Source organism: Photorhabdus antumapuensis, assembly GCF_020387775.1.
Classification (GTDB): domain Bacteria; phylum Pseudomonadota; class Gammaproteobacteria; order Enterobacterales; family Enterobacteriaceae; genus Photorhabdus; species Photorhabdus antumapuensis.
Genome location: NZ_JAHZMK010000011.1, coordinates 35103 through 51204, shown reverse-complemented (window position 1 = coordinate 51204; position 16102 = coordinate 35103). Strand labels below are relative to the sequence as shown.

General features: G+C 44.5%; 15 protein-coding genes. 5 read left to right on the top strand and 10 right to left on the bottom strand.

Features of this window, described 5'->3' with window-relative positions; genetic code table 11:
* Positions 1–59: 59 nt before the first annotated feature.
* Genes nqrF through KZ793_RS03325 form a run of 6 tightly spaced genes read right to left on the bottom strand, consistent with a single transcriptional unit; the run spans position 60 to position 5905 of the window.
* Positions 60–1286, bottom strand: coding sequence for an NADH:ubiquinone reductase (Na(+)-transporting) subunit F (nqrF, locus tag KZ793_RS03350; RefSeq protein WP_225813515.1), 1227 nt, complete (start codon positions 1284–1286; stop codon positions 60–62).
* Between the two features lie 15 nt (positions 1287–1301).
* On the bottom strand, positions 1302–1898 hold the full coding sequence (nqrE, locus tag KZ793_RS03345) for an NADH:ubiquinone reductase (Na(+)-transporting) subunit E (protein WP_021322987.1): 597 nt from the start codon (positions 1896–1898) through the stop codon (positions 1302–1304).
* An 8-nt stretch (positions 1899–1906) separates the two neighbouring features.
* The gene (locus KZ793_RS03340) at positions 1907–2536 is read right to left on the bottom strand and encodes an NADH:ubiquinone reductase (Na(+)-transporting) subunit D (RefSeq protein ID WP_225813514.1); all 630 of its coding nucleotides are present in this window, start codon (positions 2534–2536) and stop codon (positions 1907–1909) included.
* On the bottom strand, positions 2529–3326 hold the full coding sequence (locus KZ793_RS03335; RefSeq protein WP_225813512.1) for a Na(+)-translocating NADH-quinone reductase subunit C: 798 nt from the start codon (positions 3324–3326) through the stop codon (positions 2529–2531). The genes KZ793_RS03340 and KZ793_RS03335 overlap by 8 nt, the downstream gene beginning before the upstream one ends.
* Positions 3319–4557 (bottom strand): NADH:ubiquinone reductase (Na(+)-transporting) subunit B, encoded by a 1239-nt coding sequence (locus KZ793_RS03330; RefSeq protein WP_225813510.1) that lies wholly within the window; start codon positions 4555–4557, stop codon positions 3319–3321. Before KZ793_RS03330 ends, KZ793_RS03335 begins: the two co-directional genes overlap by 8 nt.
* Before the next feature lie 4 nt (positions 4558–4561).
* A complete protein-coding gene (locus tag KZ793_RS03325; RefSeq protein ID WP_225813506.1) occupies positions 4562–5905 on the bottom strand; it encodes a Na(+)-translocating NADH-quinone reductase subunit A in 1344 nt (447 codons plus the stop codon).
* Between the two features lie 417 nt (positions 5906–6322).
* Here KZ793_RS03325 and KZ793_RS03320 point away from each other — a divergent pair, with 417 nt between their 5' ends.
* Positions 6323–7057 carry a L,D-transpeptidase family protein gene (locus KZ793_RS03320; protein ID WP_225813505.1) on the top strand — a complete coding sequence of 245 codons (735 nt, stop codon included), beginning with the start codon at positions 6323–6325 and terminating at the stop codon, positions 7055–7057.
* Here the strand turns inward: KZ793_RS03320 and KZ793_RS03315 are convergent.
* Complete coding sequence (locus KZ793_RS03315; RefSeq protein ID WP_225813504.1) at positions 7028–7795, bottom strand: class II glutamine amidotransferase; 768 nt, start codon at positions 7793–7795, stop codon at positions 7028–7030. The genes KZ793_RS03320 and KZ793_RS03315 overlap by 30 nt on opposite strands.
* A gap of 24 nt (positions 7796–7819) precedes the next feature.
* Positions 7820–8401, bottom strand: a complete 582-nt coding sequence (lpcA, locus tag KZ793_RS03310; protein ID WP_225813502.1) for a D-sedoheptulose 7-phosphate isomerase — start codon at positions 8399–8401, stop codon at positions 7820–7822.
* Between the two features lie 262 nt (positions 8402–8663).
* Here lpcA and fadE point away from each other — a divergent pair, with 262 nt between their 5' ends.
* Positions 8664–11099 (top strand): acyl-CoA dehydrogenase FadE, encoded by a 2436-nt coding sequence (gene fadE, locus KZ793_RS03305; RefSeq protein ID WP_225813500.1) that lies wholly within the window; start codon positions 8664–8666, stop codon positions 11097–11099.
* A 63-nt stretch (positions 11100–11162) separates the two neighbouring features.
* Here fadE and lysA read toward each other — a convergent pair whose 3' ends face one another.
* Positions 11163–12449, bottom strand: a complete 1287-nt coding sequence (lysA, locus tag KZ793_RS03300; protein WP_225813498.1) for a diaminopimelate decarboxylase — start codon at positions 12447–12449, stop codon at positions 11163–11165.
* A 124-nt stretch (positions 12450–12573) separates the two neighbouring features.
* Here lysA and KZ793_RS03295 point away from each other — a divergent pair, with 124 nt between their 5' ends.
* The gene (locus KZ793_RS03295) at positions 12574–13509 is read left to right on the top strand and encodes a LysR family transcriptional regulator (RefSeq protein ID WP_225813496.1); all 936 of its coding nucleotides are present in this window, start codon (positions 12574–12576) and stop codon (positions 13507–13509) included.
* Here the strand turns inward: KZ793_RS03295 and KZ793_RS03290 are convergent.
* Positions 13492–14406 carry a LysR family transcriptional regulator gene (locus KZ793_RS03290; protein WP_225813495.1) on the bottom strand — a complete coding sequence of 305 codons (915 nt, stop codon included), beginning with the start codon at positions 14404–14406 and terminating at the stop codon, positions 13492–13494. The two genes, KZ793_RS03295 and KZ793_RS03290, sit on opposite strands and share 18 nt — an antisense overlap.
* A gap of 106 nt (positions 14407–14512) precedes the next feature.
* Between KZ793_RS03290 and KZ793_RS03285 the strand changes: the two genes are divergently transcribed.
* Both KZ793_RS03285 and KZ793_RS03280 read left to right on the top strand, forming a co-directional pair.
* The gene (locus KZ793_RS03285) at positions 14513–15397 is read left to right on the top strand and encodes an MBL fold metallo-hydrolase (RefSeq protein ID WP_225813494.1); all 885 of its coding nucleotides are present in this window, start codon (positions 14513–14515) and stop codon (positions 15395–15397) included.
* Positions 15398–15428: 31 nt separating this feature from the next.
* Complete coding sequence (locus KZ793_RS03280; protein ID WP_225813493.1) at positions 15429–16070, top strand: DsbA family protein; 642 nt, start codon at positions 15429–15431, stop codon at positions 16068–16070.
* Positions 16071–16102 lie beyond the last annotated feature (32 nt).

Genomic DNA, 16102 nt, shown 5'->3' with positions numbered 1-16102 from the left:
GAACCACCAGCGCCCACAAATTGTGGGCGCCAGCATTAAATCAAACCGTTTATGGCCTATCAGCCACCGAAATCATCCAGCATGATGTTTTCATCCTCAACACCAAGATCTTTTAACATCTTGATCACTGCGGCATTCATTACCGGAGGTCCACACATGTAGAATTCGCAATCTTCAGGAGCCGGATGGTCCTTCAAATAGTTTTCAAACAAAACATTATGGATAAAGCCGGTGTAACCATCCCAGTTATCTTCAGGCAGTGCATCAGATAGAGCCACATTCCAGGTAAAGTTTTCATTTTCAGCCGCTAGCTGATCGAAATCCTCGGTATAAAACATTTCACGTTTAGAACGAGCACCATACCAGAAGCTGATCTTACGTTTTGAATTCAATCGATTAAGCTGATCAAAAATATGAGAACGCATGGGTGCCATACCCGCACCACCACCGATGAAGATCATTTCCGCATCAGTATCTTTTGCGAAAAATTCACCGAATGGACCAGAAATAGTCACTTTATCACCTGATTTCAGTGACCAAATATAAGAAGACATAATTCCCGGCGGCGCTTCCGAATTTCTTGGCGGCGGCGTCGCAATACGAACGTTAAGCATGATAATACCGTGTTCTTCTGGGTAGTTTGCCATTGAGTAAGCACGAATCGTCGGTTCTTTCACCTCAGAGACAAAACGGAACAAATTAAACTTATCCCAGTCCTCACGGTATTCTTCCGGCACATCATAATCTGCGTAACGAGCTGTATGTGGTTGAGCCTCAATCTGAATATAGCCACCAGCACGGAAAGGTACAACTTCCCCATCAGGGATCTTCAATTTCAGCTCTTTGATGAAAGTGGCCTTGTTATCGTTGGAGATAACTTCACACTCCCATTTCTTAACACCGAATATCTCTTCCGGTAATTTGATTTTCAAGTCCTGTTTTACATTAACCTGACAGGCCAGACGGCAACCCTCTTTCGCTTCACGCTTACTAATGTGGGAAAGCTCTGTTGGCAGAATATCGCCACCACCATCTTTAATCTTTACACGGCACTGCCCACAAGAGCCACCACCACCACAGGCAGAAGAGACAAAAATGCCCTGGCTTGATAACATATTCAGCAACTTATCACCGGCAGGAGCGGTAAAGCTCTTTTCCGGATCACCGTTAACTTCAACTTTAATATTCCCGGTGTTAACTAACTTTGATTTTGCGAACAAAATCAGGGCCGTTAGTACCAACACAATCAGGGTAAACATCACTACGCCTAAAATTATTATATCCATGAACGCTTCTCGCCTTTATAACTGCACACCAGAGAAGGACATAAAACCCAATGCCATCAAACCCGTGGTGACAAAGGTGATCCCCAATCCTTTCAGACCTGCCGGAACATCAGCATATTTCATTTTTTCACGGATAGAAGCTAGCAAAACAATTGCCAGCATCCAGCCTATACCTGAACCAAAGCCATATACGATGGATTCAGAAAAGTTATAGTCACGCTGCGCCATGAAAGAGACACCACCAAAAATCGCACAGTTAACCGTAATCAGTGGCAAAAAGATGCCGAGCGCGTTATAGAGTGAAGGGAAATAACGATCAAGGATCATTTCAAGAATCTGCACTAATGCAGCAATCACGCCGATAAACGTAATAAAGTTCAGGAAACTGAGATCAACCCCTTCAACCAATGCACCGTCACGCAAGACAAAGTTATAAACGAGGTTATTGGCAGGAACAGAGATCCCGAGAACTACCGTTACTGCAATGCCTAAACCAAACGCTGTCGTGACATTTTTCGATACGGCCAAAAAAGTGCACATACCGAGGAAGAAAGCCAACGCCATATTCTCAATAAAGACGGCACGGACAAACAGGCTTATAAAATGTTCCATGTTGTCAGTTACTCCTTCTCAGCCTGAGCCGGTTTTAAAGTCCTCAGACCCCAAATCAGCATACCAATAATGAAAAACGCGCTAGGTGCTAACAAGAACAAGCCATTAGGCTGATACCAGCCACCATTCTGTACGGATTCCATAACGGTAATACCGAACAATTTGCCGGAGCCAAACAACTCACGCAGAAAACCAACCAGTACCAGAATAACGCCATACCCCAAGCCATTACCGATACCATCCATAAAGCTCTCAATAGGTGGAGACTTCATAGCATAAGCTTCCGCACGTCCCATCACGATACAGTTAGTAATGATAAGACCAACAAATACAGACAACTGCTTGGAAATTTCATAAGCATAAGCCTGTAAAATCTGATCTACCACGATAACCAATGATGCAATAATCGCCATCTGGACAATAATTCGCACACTGCCAGGGATGTAATGACGAATCAACGAGATAAAAAAGCTGGAAAAAGCAGTAACCAACGTCACAGCGATTGTCATCACCAACGCAGTTTCCAGTTTGGTTGTTACCGCCAGCGCGGAACAGATCCCCAGAACCTGCAATGCAATCGGGTTGCTATCCAATAGTGGTCCGAGAAGGACGCGTTTTATTTCTTTACTATCAGCCATCTTTCAACGCTCCTTCGCGTACTTTTTTCAGGAACGGACCAAAACCGTTATCCCCTAACCAGAAATTAAACATATTCTGCACACCAGCAGAGGTCAGAGTCGCACCGGATAGGCCATCAACACCATAAGGATTATCGGCAGCAGCACCGCCACGGACAATTTTGATCGCCGGATGGCCTTCATCGTTATACAGTTTTTTACCTATCCACTTTTTACGCCATTGTGGATTATCGACCTCACCACCCAGCCCCGGGGTTTCTCCGTGTGAATAATAGGTAATCCCGCGGGCAGTTTTGCCATCCACATCAACAGAGATAAAGGCATACATGACAGACCACAGACCAGAACCATAAACCGGCAGAACGATTTCACTGGTTTCACCCTGCTCATTCTTCACCAGATAGATCTCCGCCATATTGGCGCGACGGCGGATTTTCGCCAGATCCTTCTCAGGAGGTAATGCGATACTGGTATCATCACTGCGCAACGCATCATTCAGGTTAAATTTGCCATGACTCTTTTCAAGCGTTGCCGTATCCAGATTCAGTAGTTCAGTTTTAATACGGCTTTTGAACGTTTCTTTAAGCTCATCAACACTCATTTGGGGGGTTAATAACCCGGCGACATCGAGAATGTTACGCTGTTTATCCAGCAGTTTTTGTTCCTGTTGCTGAGATTTCAGCCCTACCGCAGAGCCTGCTACAACAATTGAACAAACGAGACATAGCACAAAAACAACGATAAACGTTCTGCCGATGCTGTCATTATTTTTTGGTTTATCATTAGCCACGGGCTTTTCTCCGCTTAATATTGGCCTGTACTACCAGATAATCAAACAATGGCGCAAACAGGTTGGCGAACAGAATCGCCAGCATCATGCCTTCCGGGTATGCCGGGTTAACGACCCTGATCAGAACACACATCACACCAATCAGAATGCCGTACCACCATTTACCTTTATCGGTAAATGAGGCGGATACCGGATCTGTTGCCATAAAAATCATACCAAAAGCGAAACCACCCAGAACCATGTGCCAGTACCACTGCATAGCAAACAGCGGGTTAGTGTCTGAACCGATAGCATTAAACAAGTAGGAAGTTGCCACCATACCCAACATGACGCCAGCGACAATGCGCCATGAAGCAATGCGGGTAAACAGAATGATCGCACCGCCAATGAAAATCATCAGCGTAGAAACTTCACCAATAGAACCCGGAAGATTGCCAATAAAAGCATCCATCCAGGTAACAGGCTGACCGGTAACTGTATTGACTAATCCCTGACTACCACCCGCCGCCCATTGAGATAACGGGGTCGCACCAGAGAAACCATCAGCCGCAGTCCATACCAAATCACCTGAAATCTGTGCAGGATAAGCAAAGAATAGAAAAGCACGGCCAGCCAGTGCCGGATTCAGGAAATTACGACCTGTACCACCAAATACCTCTTTCGCAATTACAACACCGAATGTAATACCTAGCGCCGCCTGCCACAGAGGAATAGTAGGAGGAACAATCAACGCAAACAAAATAGAAGTAACGAAAAATCCTTCGTTAATTTCATGCTTACGGATAATGGCAAACAGAACCTCCCAAAAGCCACCAACCACAAATACAACGATGTAAATAGGTAAAAAGTAAGTTGCACCAAGCAACATTTCGCTACACCAGCTAGCGCCGGGAGTCAGTGATGCACCGAAAAACTGAGCAACACGATAGTGCCAATCAGATGCCAGAATTTGCTGTAATTCTGTGCCACTGTATAAATGATACAACGCAGGGATCGCCTGCTGACCAACGTTATACATTCCCCAAAACATTGCCGGGAATACGGCCAGCCATACCATGATCATCATACGCTTTAGATCGATGGCATCACGGACATGGGCAAGGCCAGAAGTGACTGTACCTGGTGTATAGAAAACCGTCGTTACCGCTTCATACAACGGATAATATTTTTCTAATTTGCCTCCGGGCTCAAAGTGGTGCTCAATTTTTTCAAAATAGTTTTTCAGGCCCATGAAATCATCCTTCCTGCTCAATCTTAGTCAGCACTTCACGCAGTACCGGACCATATTCATATTTGCCAGGGCAGACATAGGTACAAAGTGCCAAGTCTTCCTCATCTAACTCCAGACAACCCAGTGCCTGAGCACTATCGGTATCACCCGCCAACAGATCCCGCAGCAAATGTGTTGCCATGATATCCAAAGGCATAACACGCTCATAGTTACCGATTGGTACCATAGAACGTTCACCGCCATTCATTGTGGTTGAAAAAGCAAAGCGCTTATTTCTCAGGAAATGACCAATGGTGGTGCGGGTAATAGAAAATTTATCGATACCCGGCATGATCCAACCAAATAGCTCTTTTTCGCGACCTTCACGCAAAACAGAAACTAAGGTGTGGAAACGGCCGAGATAGTGATGAGCATCATCTGACTGCGTACCACATAATACGGAACCTGAAATAATACGGTTTTCACCCTCTGTAAGCTGACCCTGAGTTAACTCAAACAGATCAGCCCCCAAACAAGTACGTATAAGACGTGGTTTCTCAACCTGTGGACCAGCCAGTGCAATGACACGATCAGTATAAAGTGTACCGGTAGTGAATAATTTACCGATAGCAATCACATCCTGATATCCCAGGTGCCATACGGTTTTAGCCGCACTGACGGGTTCAATAAAGTGGATGTGAGTTCCAGCGAGCCCCGCAGGATGTGGACCAGCGAACTGATTATAAGTGATTTGTGCATTATTACCGACATTCGGCAAGCTTCCTGCACTATGGCAAACATGGACTTTACCTTCGGTCAGTTTAGTCAGTACATTCAGACCATCAACAAAAGCCTCTTTATCGGTAGCAATAATAACCTGTGGATTCGCAGCCAGAGGCTGAGTATCCATAGCGGTTACAAAAATTGCTTTTGGCGAGGAGCCGGGAACAGGACTTCGGCTGTAAGGACGGATACGTAGTGCAGTCCATAACCCGGAATCAATTAGATTCTTTTCCACTTGTTCTCGGGATAATTGAGAAAATTGGGAGCGATCATAACGGTCAAAATCAACCTGTTCGTCTCCCGTTATCTCAATCACAATTGACTGCAAAACACGTTGCTCACCACGATTAATCGCCACAACCCGCCCACAAGCTGGGCTGGTGAAAACCACACCAAGATTCTTTTTATCTTCAAAAAGAATCTGTCCCTTCTTAACATGCTCACCTTCCCTCACCAACATAGAAGGACGCATTCCAACATATTCTTCACCCAACAGTGCTACATGGCGAATCGTCGGACCGTCTTCTATTACTTGAGCAGGCGCTCCTGCAATCGGGAGGTCGAGTCCTTTTTTAATTTTAATCATAAGATTTGCACAAGTTTATCAATTAAATCATATGCTACAGATTACCTGGTGGTAATATAGCCACTCTATAAAAAACCCCTTAAGTCACGAATCGTGCCCAGGTTATAATTCTCCGATAATTGTTACGATTTTCTTTTAATCTCCGGGCGGCAATTTTAACATCTCCCTTCTTAGACTGTCTGACTAATCAAGTGATTTAGTTCAAGCAAACAGGAATAATTTTGGCACTCAACGATTAACCGATCGCAAAAAACGAACTATTGTATCACCTTTCCCGACAGCTGATTATTTTTTGATCTCACAATCACTTTGCAGGATAAAGCCATCGTTATTATTTTTTATTCACAAAGTCGATCACTCATGGCAATCTTAAGCCAAATTCCAGGTTAGCCCACGACATCTCTATACGGTAGTCACATGAAAAAAACTGCTGCATTTGCTGTAATAACATTGTTGTCTTTTAGTTCATCCCTACCTGTCCACGCTCAGGATACTTTAATTAAACTTAATAAAATCTCCCCCGCGCCACCCGGTTCTCCCCTCTTTATCCAAATATTCAAAGAAGAGCGGATACTGGAGCTGTACACTAAAAATAATCATGGAAACTACCAACTGGCTAAAAGCTACCCCATTTGCAATTACTCTGGTGGCCTCGGCCCCAAAACCACAGAAGGTGATTTGAAAAGCCCAGAAGGTTTTTATCGTGTGAAAACCCGTCAGCTAAATCCAAATAGTCGGTATTACCGATCTATTAATCTCGGTTTTCCAAATGAATACGATAAATCCAGAGGCTATTCCGGCAACCATTTAATGATCCACGGAGAGTGTAAATCTGTCGGTTGTTACGCGATGACTAACGGTTATATGGATGAGATCTACCATTATGCAGAGAGTGCATTATTGCGCGGACAGTATGAAATTGATATCAGCATTTACCCATTCAGAATGACACCGCAGAATATGTTACGTCACCGCTTATCCTCCCATTATCTGTTTTGGTTGCAATTACAACCGGCCTATGAATATTTTGTCAAAAATAACCGACCGGCAGCGATTAGCGTCATTAATGGTCAATATACGGTTAACGCAACACCTTATAAATCGCCATCTTTGCAGAATCAATCACAATATGCGCTCACCAAGATGAAATAGCGCATAATCACCCGGCGCGATCTGGTTCCAGGACTCATTGCCGGTTAAAGGCTGAGTGACAATGACAGAAACGACATCATCTGGCTGAGTGTGTTGCTGGAAATCAATTTCAACATCCTGATCGAGAAGTTTTGCTTTTCCAAACGGCGCCCGACGGGTAATCCAATAAAGGTTGGTTGAACAATATGCCATCACAAAACACCCGTCTGACAGCAACATATTGAATACCCCCTTTTTCCTGAGTTCATCCGCTAGTGAGGCAATAAAACGAAAAACCGCAGGCCAGTTAGAGGGCGTCCTTGGATATTTTTGTGAAAGTTGATGTAAAATCCAGCAAAAAGCATGTTCACTGTCAGTTTGCCCGACTGGGCGATATTGACCGGTTTTAAGCCGCCGATAACCCTTAAGTTGCCCATTATGGGCATAGGTCCAATTGCGCCCCCACATCTCACGGATAAAAGGATGGGTATTTTCCAACGCAACATTACCCCGATTAGCCTGCCGGATATGCGAAATCACCACTCTGGATTTAATCGGATACTCTTGTACAAAACGGGCAACGGGTGAATGGTAACCTGGTTGATGATCTTTAAATGTGCGACAGCCCCGCCCCTCATAAAAAGTGATCCCCCAACCATCTTTATGGGGCCCAGTATGACCGCCACGCTGAATCAGACCACGTAAACTAAAGCAGATATCTGTTGGCACATTTGCACTCATGCCAAGTAACTCACACATTGCCCACCTCTGTAGCCTGTAAAATCAAGCTCTAACCATCTCTTTTTCAATAAGTTGAATCAGGATATGAATAACTTTGATATGAATTTCCTGAATACGATCTGCATAACCAAAATGCGGCACACGAATTTCCACATCCGCCGTTCCTGCCATTTTACCGCCATCTTTGCCTGTCAGCGTAATCACTTTCATGCCTTTTAAACGGGCAGCTTCAACTGCTTTGATAATATTGCCGGAATTACCGGAAGTGGAGATACCCAGCAAGACATCCCCTGCTTGCCCGACCGCTTCCACATAACGGGAAAAAACGAATTCATAACCAAAATCATTACTGACGCAGGAAAGATGGCTGACATCAGAAATCGCAATCGCCGGATAGCCAGGGCGATTCTCGCGGTAACGGCCTGTCAATTCTTCAGCAAAATGCATCGCATCACAATGCGAACCACCATTACCGCAGGACAGTACCTTGCCACCCGCTTTAAATGAATCAGCCAGCAATACTGCGGCTTTTTGAATTGCTTCAATATTTGCATCGTCACTTAAAAACTTTGCCAGCGTATCCGCGGCTTCATTCAATTCACTACGGATCAAGTCTTGATACATAGGCTCCTCACTTCGGTCAGGTAATCTTTAATAATGTTGTGTCAGATGGCAGTTTACCGGATCAAGAGAATTGAAAGAAGACAACATCACGTTTCTGGAAAATTAATCCGCACCCGATCACCATGAGTTTGTGAGCTACATTGTAATTAAGATGTAAAGATATTGCTAAAAGCAATTTCCTGGTCTAAAAAGAGAAGAACACCACAACAGGTCCGACCTCCGATGACTTACCTGACCCTGAGATTAACCAGGAGCTTTTATTATGACCACATTGAGTATTGTTCTATTCTTAGTATTGATTGGGATACTTTGCTATCACAAAGTCAATCTCAGTCTTAGCAGCCTACTGCTCCTTGTCTATACCGCCTTGATGGGCGCTATTGATGCATGGAGCTACTGGATGTTGTTACCCATGGCCATTATTCTGTTCCCGCTGAATTTTGCGCCAACTCGCCACTCCTTACTTACTGCTCCGGCCTTAAAAGCTTTCCGTAAAGTGATGCCAAGTCTATCTCGCACGGAAAAAGAAGCTCTTGATGCAGGTACTACCTGGTGGGAAGGCGAACTATTCCGCGGTAAGCCCGACTGGAAAAAATTACATGATTATCCAAAGCCTCAGTTAACCGCTGAAGAACAAGCATTTCTGGATGGCCCGGTAGAAGAAGCTTGCCGTATGACCAATGATTTCCAGATAAGCCATGAACTTGCTGATTTACCGCCTGAGTTATGGCGTTACCTGAAAGAACACCGCTTCTTTGCCATGATCATTAAAAAAGAGTATGGCGGTCTGGAATTCTCAGCCTATGCACAGGCACGAGTCCTGCAAAAATTGGCGGGTACATCCGGCATTCTGGCAATCACCGTAGGTGTACCTAACTCTCTCGGCCCTGGTGAATTGTTACAGCATTATGGCACCGAAGAGCAAAAGAACCACTATCTACCTGGACTGGCCCGTGGTGAAGAGATCCCATGTTTCGCACTGACCAGCCCGGAAGCTGGCTCTGATGCCGGAGCAATCCCAGATACAGGCGTAGTCTGTATGGGAGAATGGCAAGGTGAACAAATTCTGGGTATGCGCCTGACCTGGAACAAACGTTATATCACTCTTGCACCTATCGCTACCGTACTCGGTCTGGCTTTCAAACTGTCTGACCCTGACCATTTATTGGGTGATACAGAAGAATTGGGTATTACCTGTGCATTAATCCCGACCAATGTACCGGGGGTAGAAATTGGTCATCGCCATTTCCCACTGAACATTCCATTCCAGAATGGCCCAACTCGCGGTAAAGATATCTTTGTTCCAATTGACTATATTATTGGTGGGCCAAAAATGGCCGGACAAGGCTGGCGTATGCTGGTTGAGTGTCTGTCTGTTGGCCGTGGTATCACTCTGCCATCAAATGCAACCGGCGGTTTGAAAAGTGTTGCTATGGCGATTGGCGCATACTCTTATATCCGCCGCCAATTCAAAATGCCAATTGGTAAAATGGAAGGGATTGAAGAACCGCTGGCACGCATTGCCGGTAACGCCTATTTAATGGATGCCGCTTCAACACTGGCAACAACCGGTATTATGCTAGGTGAAAAACCCTCTGTGTTATCCGCTATCGTGAAATATCACTGCACTCACCGAGGCCAACGCTCAATTATTGACGCAATGGATATTGCCGGTGGTAAAGGTATTTGCCTTGGTCCATCCAACTTCCTTGCTCGCACTTATCAAGGTGCACCTATCGCCATTACCGTTGAAGGTGCCAATATTCTGACCCGTAACATGATTATCTACGGTCAAGGAGCTATCCGTTGCCATCCTTATGTACTTGATGAAATGGCCGCGGCTGAAAATAACCGTATTAAAGACTTTGATAAAGCATTGTTTAGCCACCTTGGTCACGTTGCTAGTAACATGTTACGCAGCTTCTGGCTTGGCTTAACCAATGGCCGTACCAGCAGCACACCGGTCAATGATGCAACCCGCCGTTACTATCAACAGTTAAGCCGCCTGAGTGCCAACCTTGCGCTATTATCAGATGTGGCAATGGGGGTATTAGGTGGTAGCTTGAAACGTCGCGAACGTGTCTCCGCCCGTCTTGGCGACGTTCTGAGTCAAACCTATCTGGCTTCCGCGACTTTGAAACGCTATGAAGATGAAGGTCGTCAAAAAGAAGATTTACCGCTAGTTCAGTGGGCCGTTCAAGATAGTTTGTATCAGGCAGAGCAGGCGATAGATAATTTACTGAGTAACTTCCCGAACCGTCTGGTTGCTGGTCTGATGCGTGTTATTGTCTTCCCGTTAGGCCGTGTACATTCAGCACCATCTGACCGTCTGGATCACAAACTGGCACAGCTCTTACAACAGCCTTCAGCTACCCGTGATCGTATTGGCCGTGGTCAGTATCTGACACCAAGCAAACATAACCCTCACGGATTATTGGAAGAAGCTCTGCACGATATTATTGCCGCAGAACCAATCCACGCCCGTCTAAGCCGCGAAGCTGGCAAACGTCTTGGCTTTACTGGCCTGGATAAACTGGCGGAACGGGCACTCGCAGAACGTAAGATCACGCCAGACGAGGCCGCAATTCTAAAACGTGCTGAAGCAAGTCGTCTACGTTCTATTAATGTCGATGAGTTTGAGCCAGAAGTACTGGCTGTTCCTGCCCGCGTTAAAAAGCAGAGAACAGAAGCCGCTTGAAACTGATGACTAAAGAGAGTTAATAATCACGGGGCAATATCCTAACAAATATCGCCCCGTATTTTATGACATAGACGTAGAAGCAAAGGAGACTTCTTCCAATGCTAACAACTCTTCAATCGTTTGACGACGGCGAATCAATTGAGGTTTGCCATTAATAAACAGCACTTCGGAGATAAGCGGACGGCTATTGTAATTAGAAGACATTGACGCACCATAAGCACCGGTATCATGGAAAACCAGATAATCGCCAACCTGAGCAGGTGGCAACATTCTTGGTGCAACCCCACCACCTTCAACCTGTGTGAAAACATCACCCGATTCACATAACGGACCTGCGACCAACGTTTCCTGCAATAGATGCTGTTCAAGCTGACGCCCATCAGCAGGCAACACCGAGATATGGTGATAACTGCCATACATTGCCGGGCGCATTAAATCATTGAATCCCGCATCCACCAGCACATAATGACGGCTTCCCATCTGTTTAACAGCCCGAACTTCTGTCATCAGAATGCCAGATTCTGCAACCAGAAATCTCCCCGGTTCAATTTCCAGCTCAACTTTATGGCCCAAATGTTGCTCAATCCTTTTACGAGCACCATCCCACAACCCAAAATAATGAGCGATATCGATCTGTTCATCTCCCTGCCGATAAGGAGTCGACAAACCACCACCAGCTGAAATTGCCTGAATATCTTCACCGCAGAGAATAACCTGCTCAACCATCGCATTACACACACTGGCAAGGTGATGATAATCAACACCAGAGCCAATATGCATATGTAAACCAAGCAATTTCAATCCATAGTGCCGTATTTTCTCAATTGCCAATGAGAGATCCTGATACCAAATACCGTGTTTGCTGTTTTCACCACCAGTATTGGTTTTCTGGCTATGACCATGACCAAACCCAGGGTTAATCCTCAACCATACCGGATGTCCTTTTTTACATTTACCAATCTGCTCCAGCATATCAATAGAGCCCGCATTAACCGGAATATCCAGTTCAGTTACCTGTCTAAGCGTTGGCACATCTATCAAATCAGCAGTAAAAATGATGTCTGCCGTATCTCGGCCTGGACTAAAGCCAGCCCATAAAGCACGCTCAATTTCACCCAGTGAAACTGCATCAACTTTCACACCATATTCACGCATCAGGCGCAAAATGTGAGTATTAGAGCAAGCCTTCTGCGCAAATCGGACCACATCAAACTGACTTAACATCTTGATTCTTTGAATAATCGTTTCGCTATCATAAACCCATAACGGAGCACCATAAGTTTCTGGCAGACCGCTTAGATTTTCGGGTATCAAATCAGAACAACTATTGCGGGTAAAAGCACTCATCAGGGTTTCTCTCATAAAGTCAGCAGATAACCCATTATTGGCAGTAAAAAACAGGAATAAAAATATCTATTTCGCTATAGTCTATTCATCTGTGATATAGAATTATCCTTTGAAGGAACAATTTATGTCTTCTTGTTCATGGCGCCATATTGAAATCTTCCATGCGGTAATGACGACAAAAAACCTGACAGAAGCGGCTATTTTATTACAAACATCACAACCAACAGTCAGTCGCGAATTAGCACGATTCGAACATCTAATAAAATTCAAACTATTTGATCGAGTAAAAGGCCGCCTACATCCGACAGCACAAGGATTGCGTCTTTTTGAAGAAGTACAGCGCTCTTATTATGGACTTGAAAGAATCATGAATGCGGCTGACAACATACGTAAATTTCAACATGCTCAACTTTCCATTGCCTGCCTGCCGGTATTTTCTCAATCACTGTTACCGAAAGTTTGCCACCACTTCACCCGTCAATACCCTGATACTAATTTAACTATCATTCCACAGGAATCACCTCTACTGGAAGAGTGGCTCTCAGCTCAACGCCATGATCTGGGTCTGACAGAACATTTGCAGACACCACCGGGTACACAGAGAGAAACACTGATCACACTAAATGAAATTTGCGTATTACCCGCCGCTCATCCTCTCAGTCATAAACCGCTGTTGACTCCAGACGATTTCAGCGAACAAAATTTCATCAGCCTTTCGATAACAGATAGCTACCGTCAGCTCATTGATGGAATATTCGCAGAACACCATATTCGCCGCCGCATGATTATGGAAACTCACAGTGCTGCATCAGTATGTGCAATGGTGCGAGAAGGCATTGGTGTTTCTATCGTCAACCCACTGACCGTACTCGATTATCTAGACAGTTACGGCAAATCTGAAATATGCGCTCGCCCATTTAGTATTAACATTCCTTTTACTGTCAGCCTGATAAAGCCCATTCACCGCCCTTCTTCTGCCCCAGTCGATACTTTTATTGAACACCTAAAAGCACAAGTTGCTCTGTTTCCTCAGAAACTAAAGTCAGCTTTTCAACATTAGTGCTTGCCAGTACGGAGAGGAAGCAAACCATTGAACCAGAAAATCCAGTAATACCCTCAGCGTTGCTGGCATATTTTGACGGCTGGCATAAATACCATAAATTCCCATAGCCTGAGGTCGATATTCTGGCAACAACTGAATCAATTTTCCTGACGCCAAATGCGAAGCAACAGAATAATAAGGTTGCATAGCGATTCCCGCACCTTGCAATGTTGCTTCCATTAACACCATCGATTCATTGGCACTCAAAGTACCGCTAACAGGAACAGAATATTTTTCCCCTCGGTGTTCAAATAACCAAAGACTTTTGCCAAAAAAGTTATAAGTCATACAGTTATGCAGGGCTAAATCAGCAGGCTTTTGAGGAAGCATTTTTCCCATCAGGTAGGAAGGGGCAGCACAAACCACAGAATGACATGTCGATAACGGTCTAGCGATCAAATTCGGTTCCAGATTATTCGTGATGCGTAACGCTAAATCTATCCGCTCCTCGACCAAATTTATTGCCTTATTGCTTATTTGCATATCAATAGCTATCTGAGGATAAATCTGCATAAACTCAGGAATCGCCACAGACAAGGCGCTTACTGCCAGAGATTGAGAACTGCTTATCCGCAAAAGACCACTCAACTCCTGCGCTTCTACTGGTTGATGAACAGGCATCTCTTCCGACAATTGCAATAACTTACGGCTGCGCTGATAGGCGATCTCTCCTGCTGATGTCAAGCTGATCTTTCTCGTTGTACGATGTAACAGACGTACTCCCGCCCATTTTTCCATTTCAGCCAGATAGCGGGATACCATTGCCCGCGACATATCTAACCGTTCCGATGCAGCAATCATGCTACCTTGTTCTACAATTATAGTGAACACTTGCGCAGCAGTGATTCTATCCATCAATTAGCTCGATTTATGCAACAAATAATTGCCAATTATGCGGTTTTTTCATCGAAAAACGCAACTTATTATGAACCTTGCTACACACAACATCAGGAATTCAATCATGACTCGCAAAACAACACTAAATATTGCGCTGGCAGGTATCCTTTCCTTGGGTACTATTTCTCTGGCACAAGCCACTAACCTAAAACTGGATGTTTTCAATCCAGGTGAAAGAAGCGTATTTCCCGTCTCTTCTGAACTCATCATCGGTGATAGAGAAGTTGTACTGATCGATGCTCAGTTCCAAAAAAATGACGCTGAAGCACTGGCCAGAAGAATTAAATATACCGGCAAAAAACTGACAACTATCTATATCAGTCAGTCTGATCCTGATTTCTATTTTGGCCTTGATACACTGACCAAAGCGTTCCCTAACGCAAAAGTCATTGCATCACCAGAAACCATTAAAGAAATCAAAAAGACCAAAGATGGCAAACTGGCTTATTGGGGAGGTGTTCTGAAAGAACGGGCCCCAAAAAAAGTTATCGTGCCGCAACCGTTGGAAGGTAACACTTTTACAGTTGACGGTGAGAAGTTAATCGTCGAAGGTCTTGATGGCCCTGCGGCTGACCGTACTTTTGTTTGGATACCAAAATTAAAAGCGGTAGTAGGCGGTGTCACTGTTTCAAGCAACATTCATGTCTGGATGGCGGATACACAGACTAAAGAGTCTCGTAAAAACTGGATGCAGACATTAGATCGTATAAAAGAGCTAAAACCAACAATTGTGGTTCCGGGACATTTCATTGGTAACACACCAATGACGTTGGAATCCGTTCATTTCACGCAAAAGTACCTGACTATTTTTGAGAAAGAGCTGGCAAAAGCGAAAGATTCAAAAGCGCTAATAGCCGCAATGGAAAAGCACTATCCAAAACTTGGAGACAAATCCAGTCTCGAATTAAGTGCTAAGGTGCTGAAAGGCGAAATGAAGTGGCCCCAATAAGTGAATTAACTCTTTTTCAGGAATAAGTAATATGCCCGGAATGACTCTGCATTATATCTATGATCCACTATGTGGCTGGTGTTATGGCGTTTCCTCTCTGATACAAGCAGCAAAAGAGGTCGCGAATGTGAAAATTGAATTGCATGGCGGCGGAATGCTGACAGGTGATAATAGACGCCAAATAGACAGCACATGGCGTGATTATGTCCTTAGTCAGGATAAACGGATCGCAAGCCTTACCGGGCAAATTTTCAGTGAGCAATATGTCACACTGTTAAATGATAAATCACTGATTATGGATTCATTACCACCAATATCAGCCATTCTTGCAGCAGAAAAGCTGGCTGGTAAAGGTGTCGAAATGTTACTGGCAGCACAAAAAGCGCATTATGTTCGTGGATTAAAAATCAGCAAAACTGAAACATTACTGAATTTGGCAAATGAATTACAGCTTGATTCAGAGCTGTTCCAGCAAGAGCTGACACTGAATAATGAATCAGAAAGTCTCCAACATATTAGGAAAAGCCGTGAACTATTGGCAGCAGTTGGCGGCTCAGGCTTCCCTACGTTTATTTTAGAAAATAACAGAAACGAGCTATCTATTATTTCTCTTGATAAATACTTGGGACAACCCAAACGTTGGCAAGATGCGCTGATTCACCATCAGTTTTAATATCACAATTTTAACTACTGGCGCCCATACAT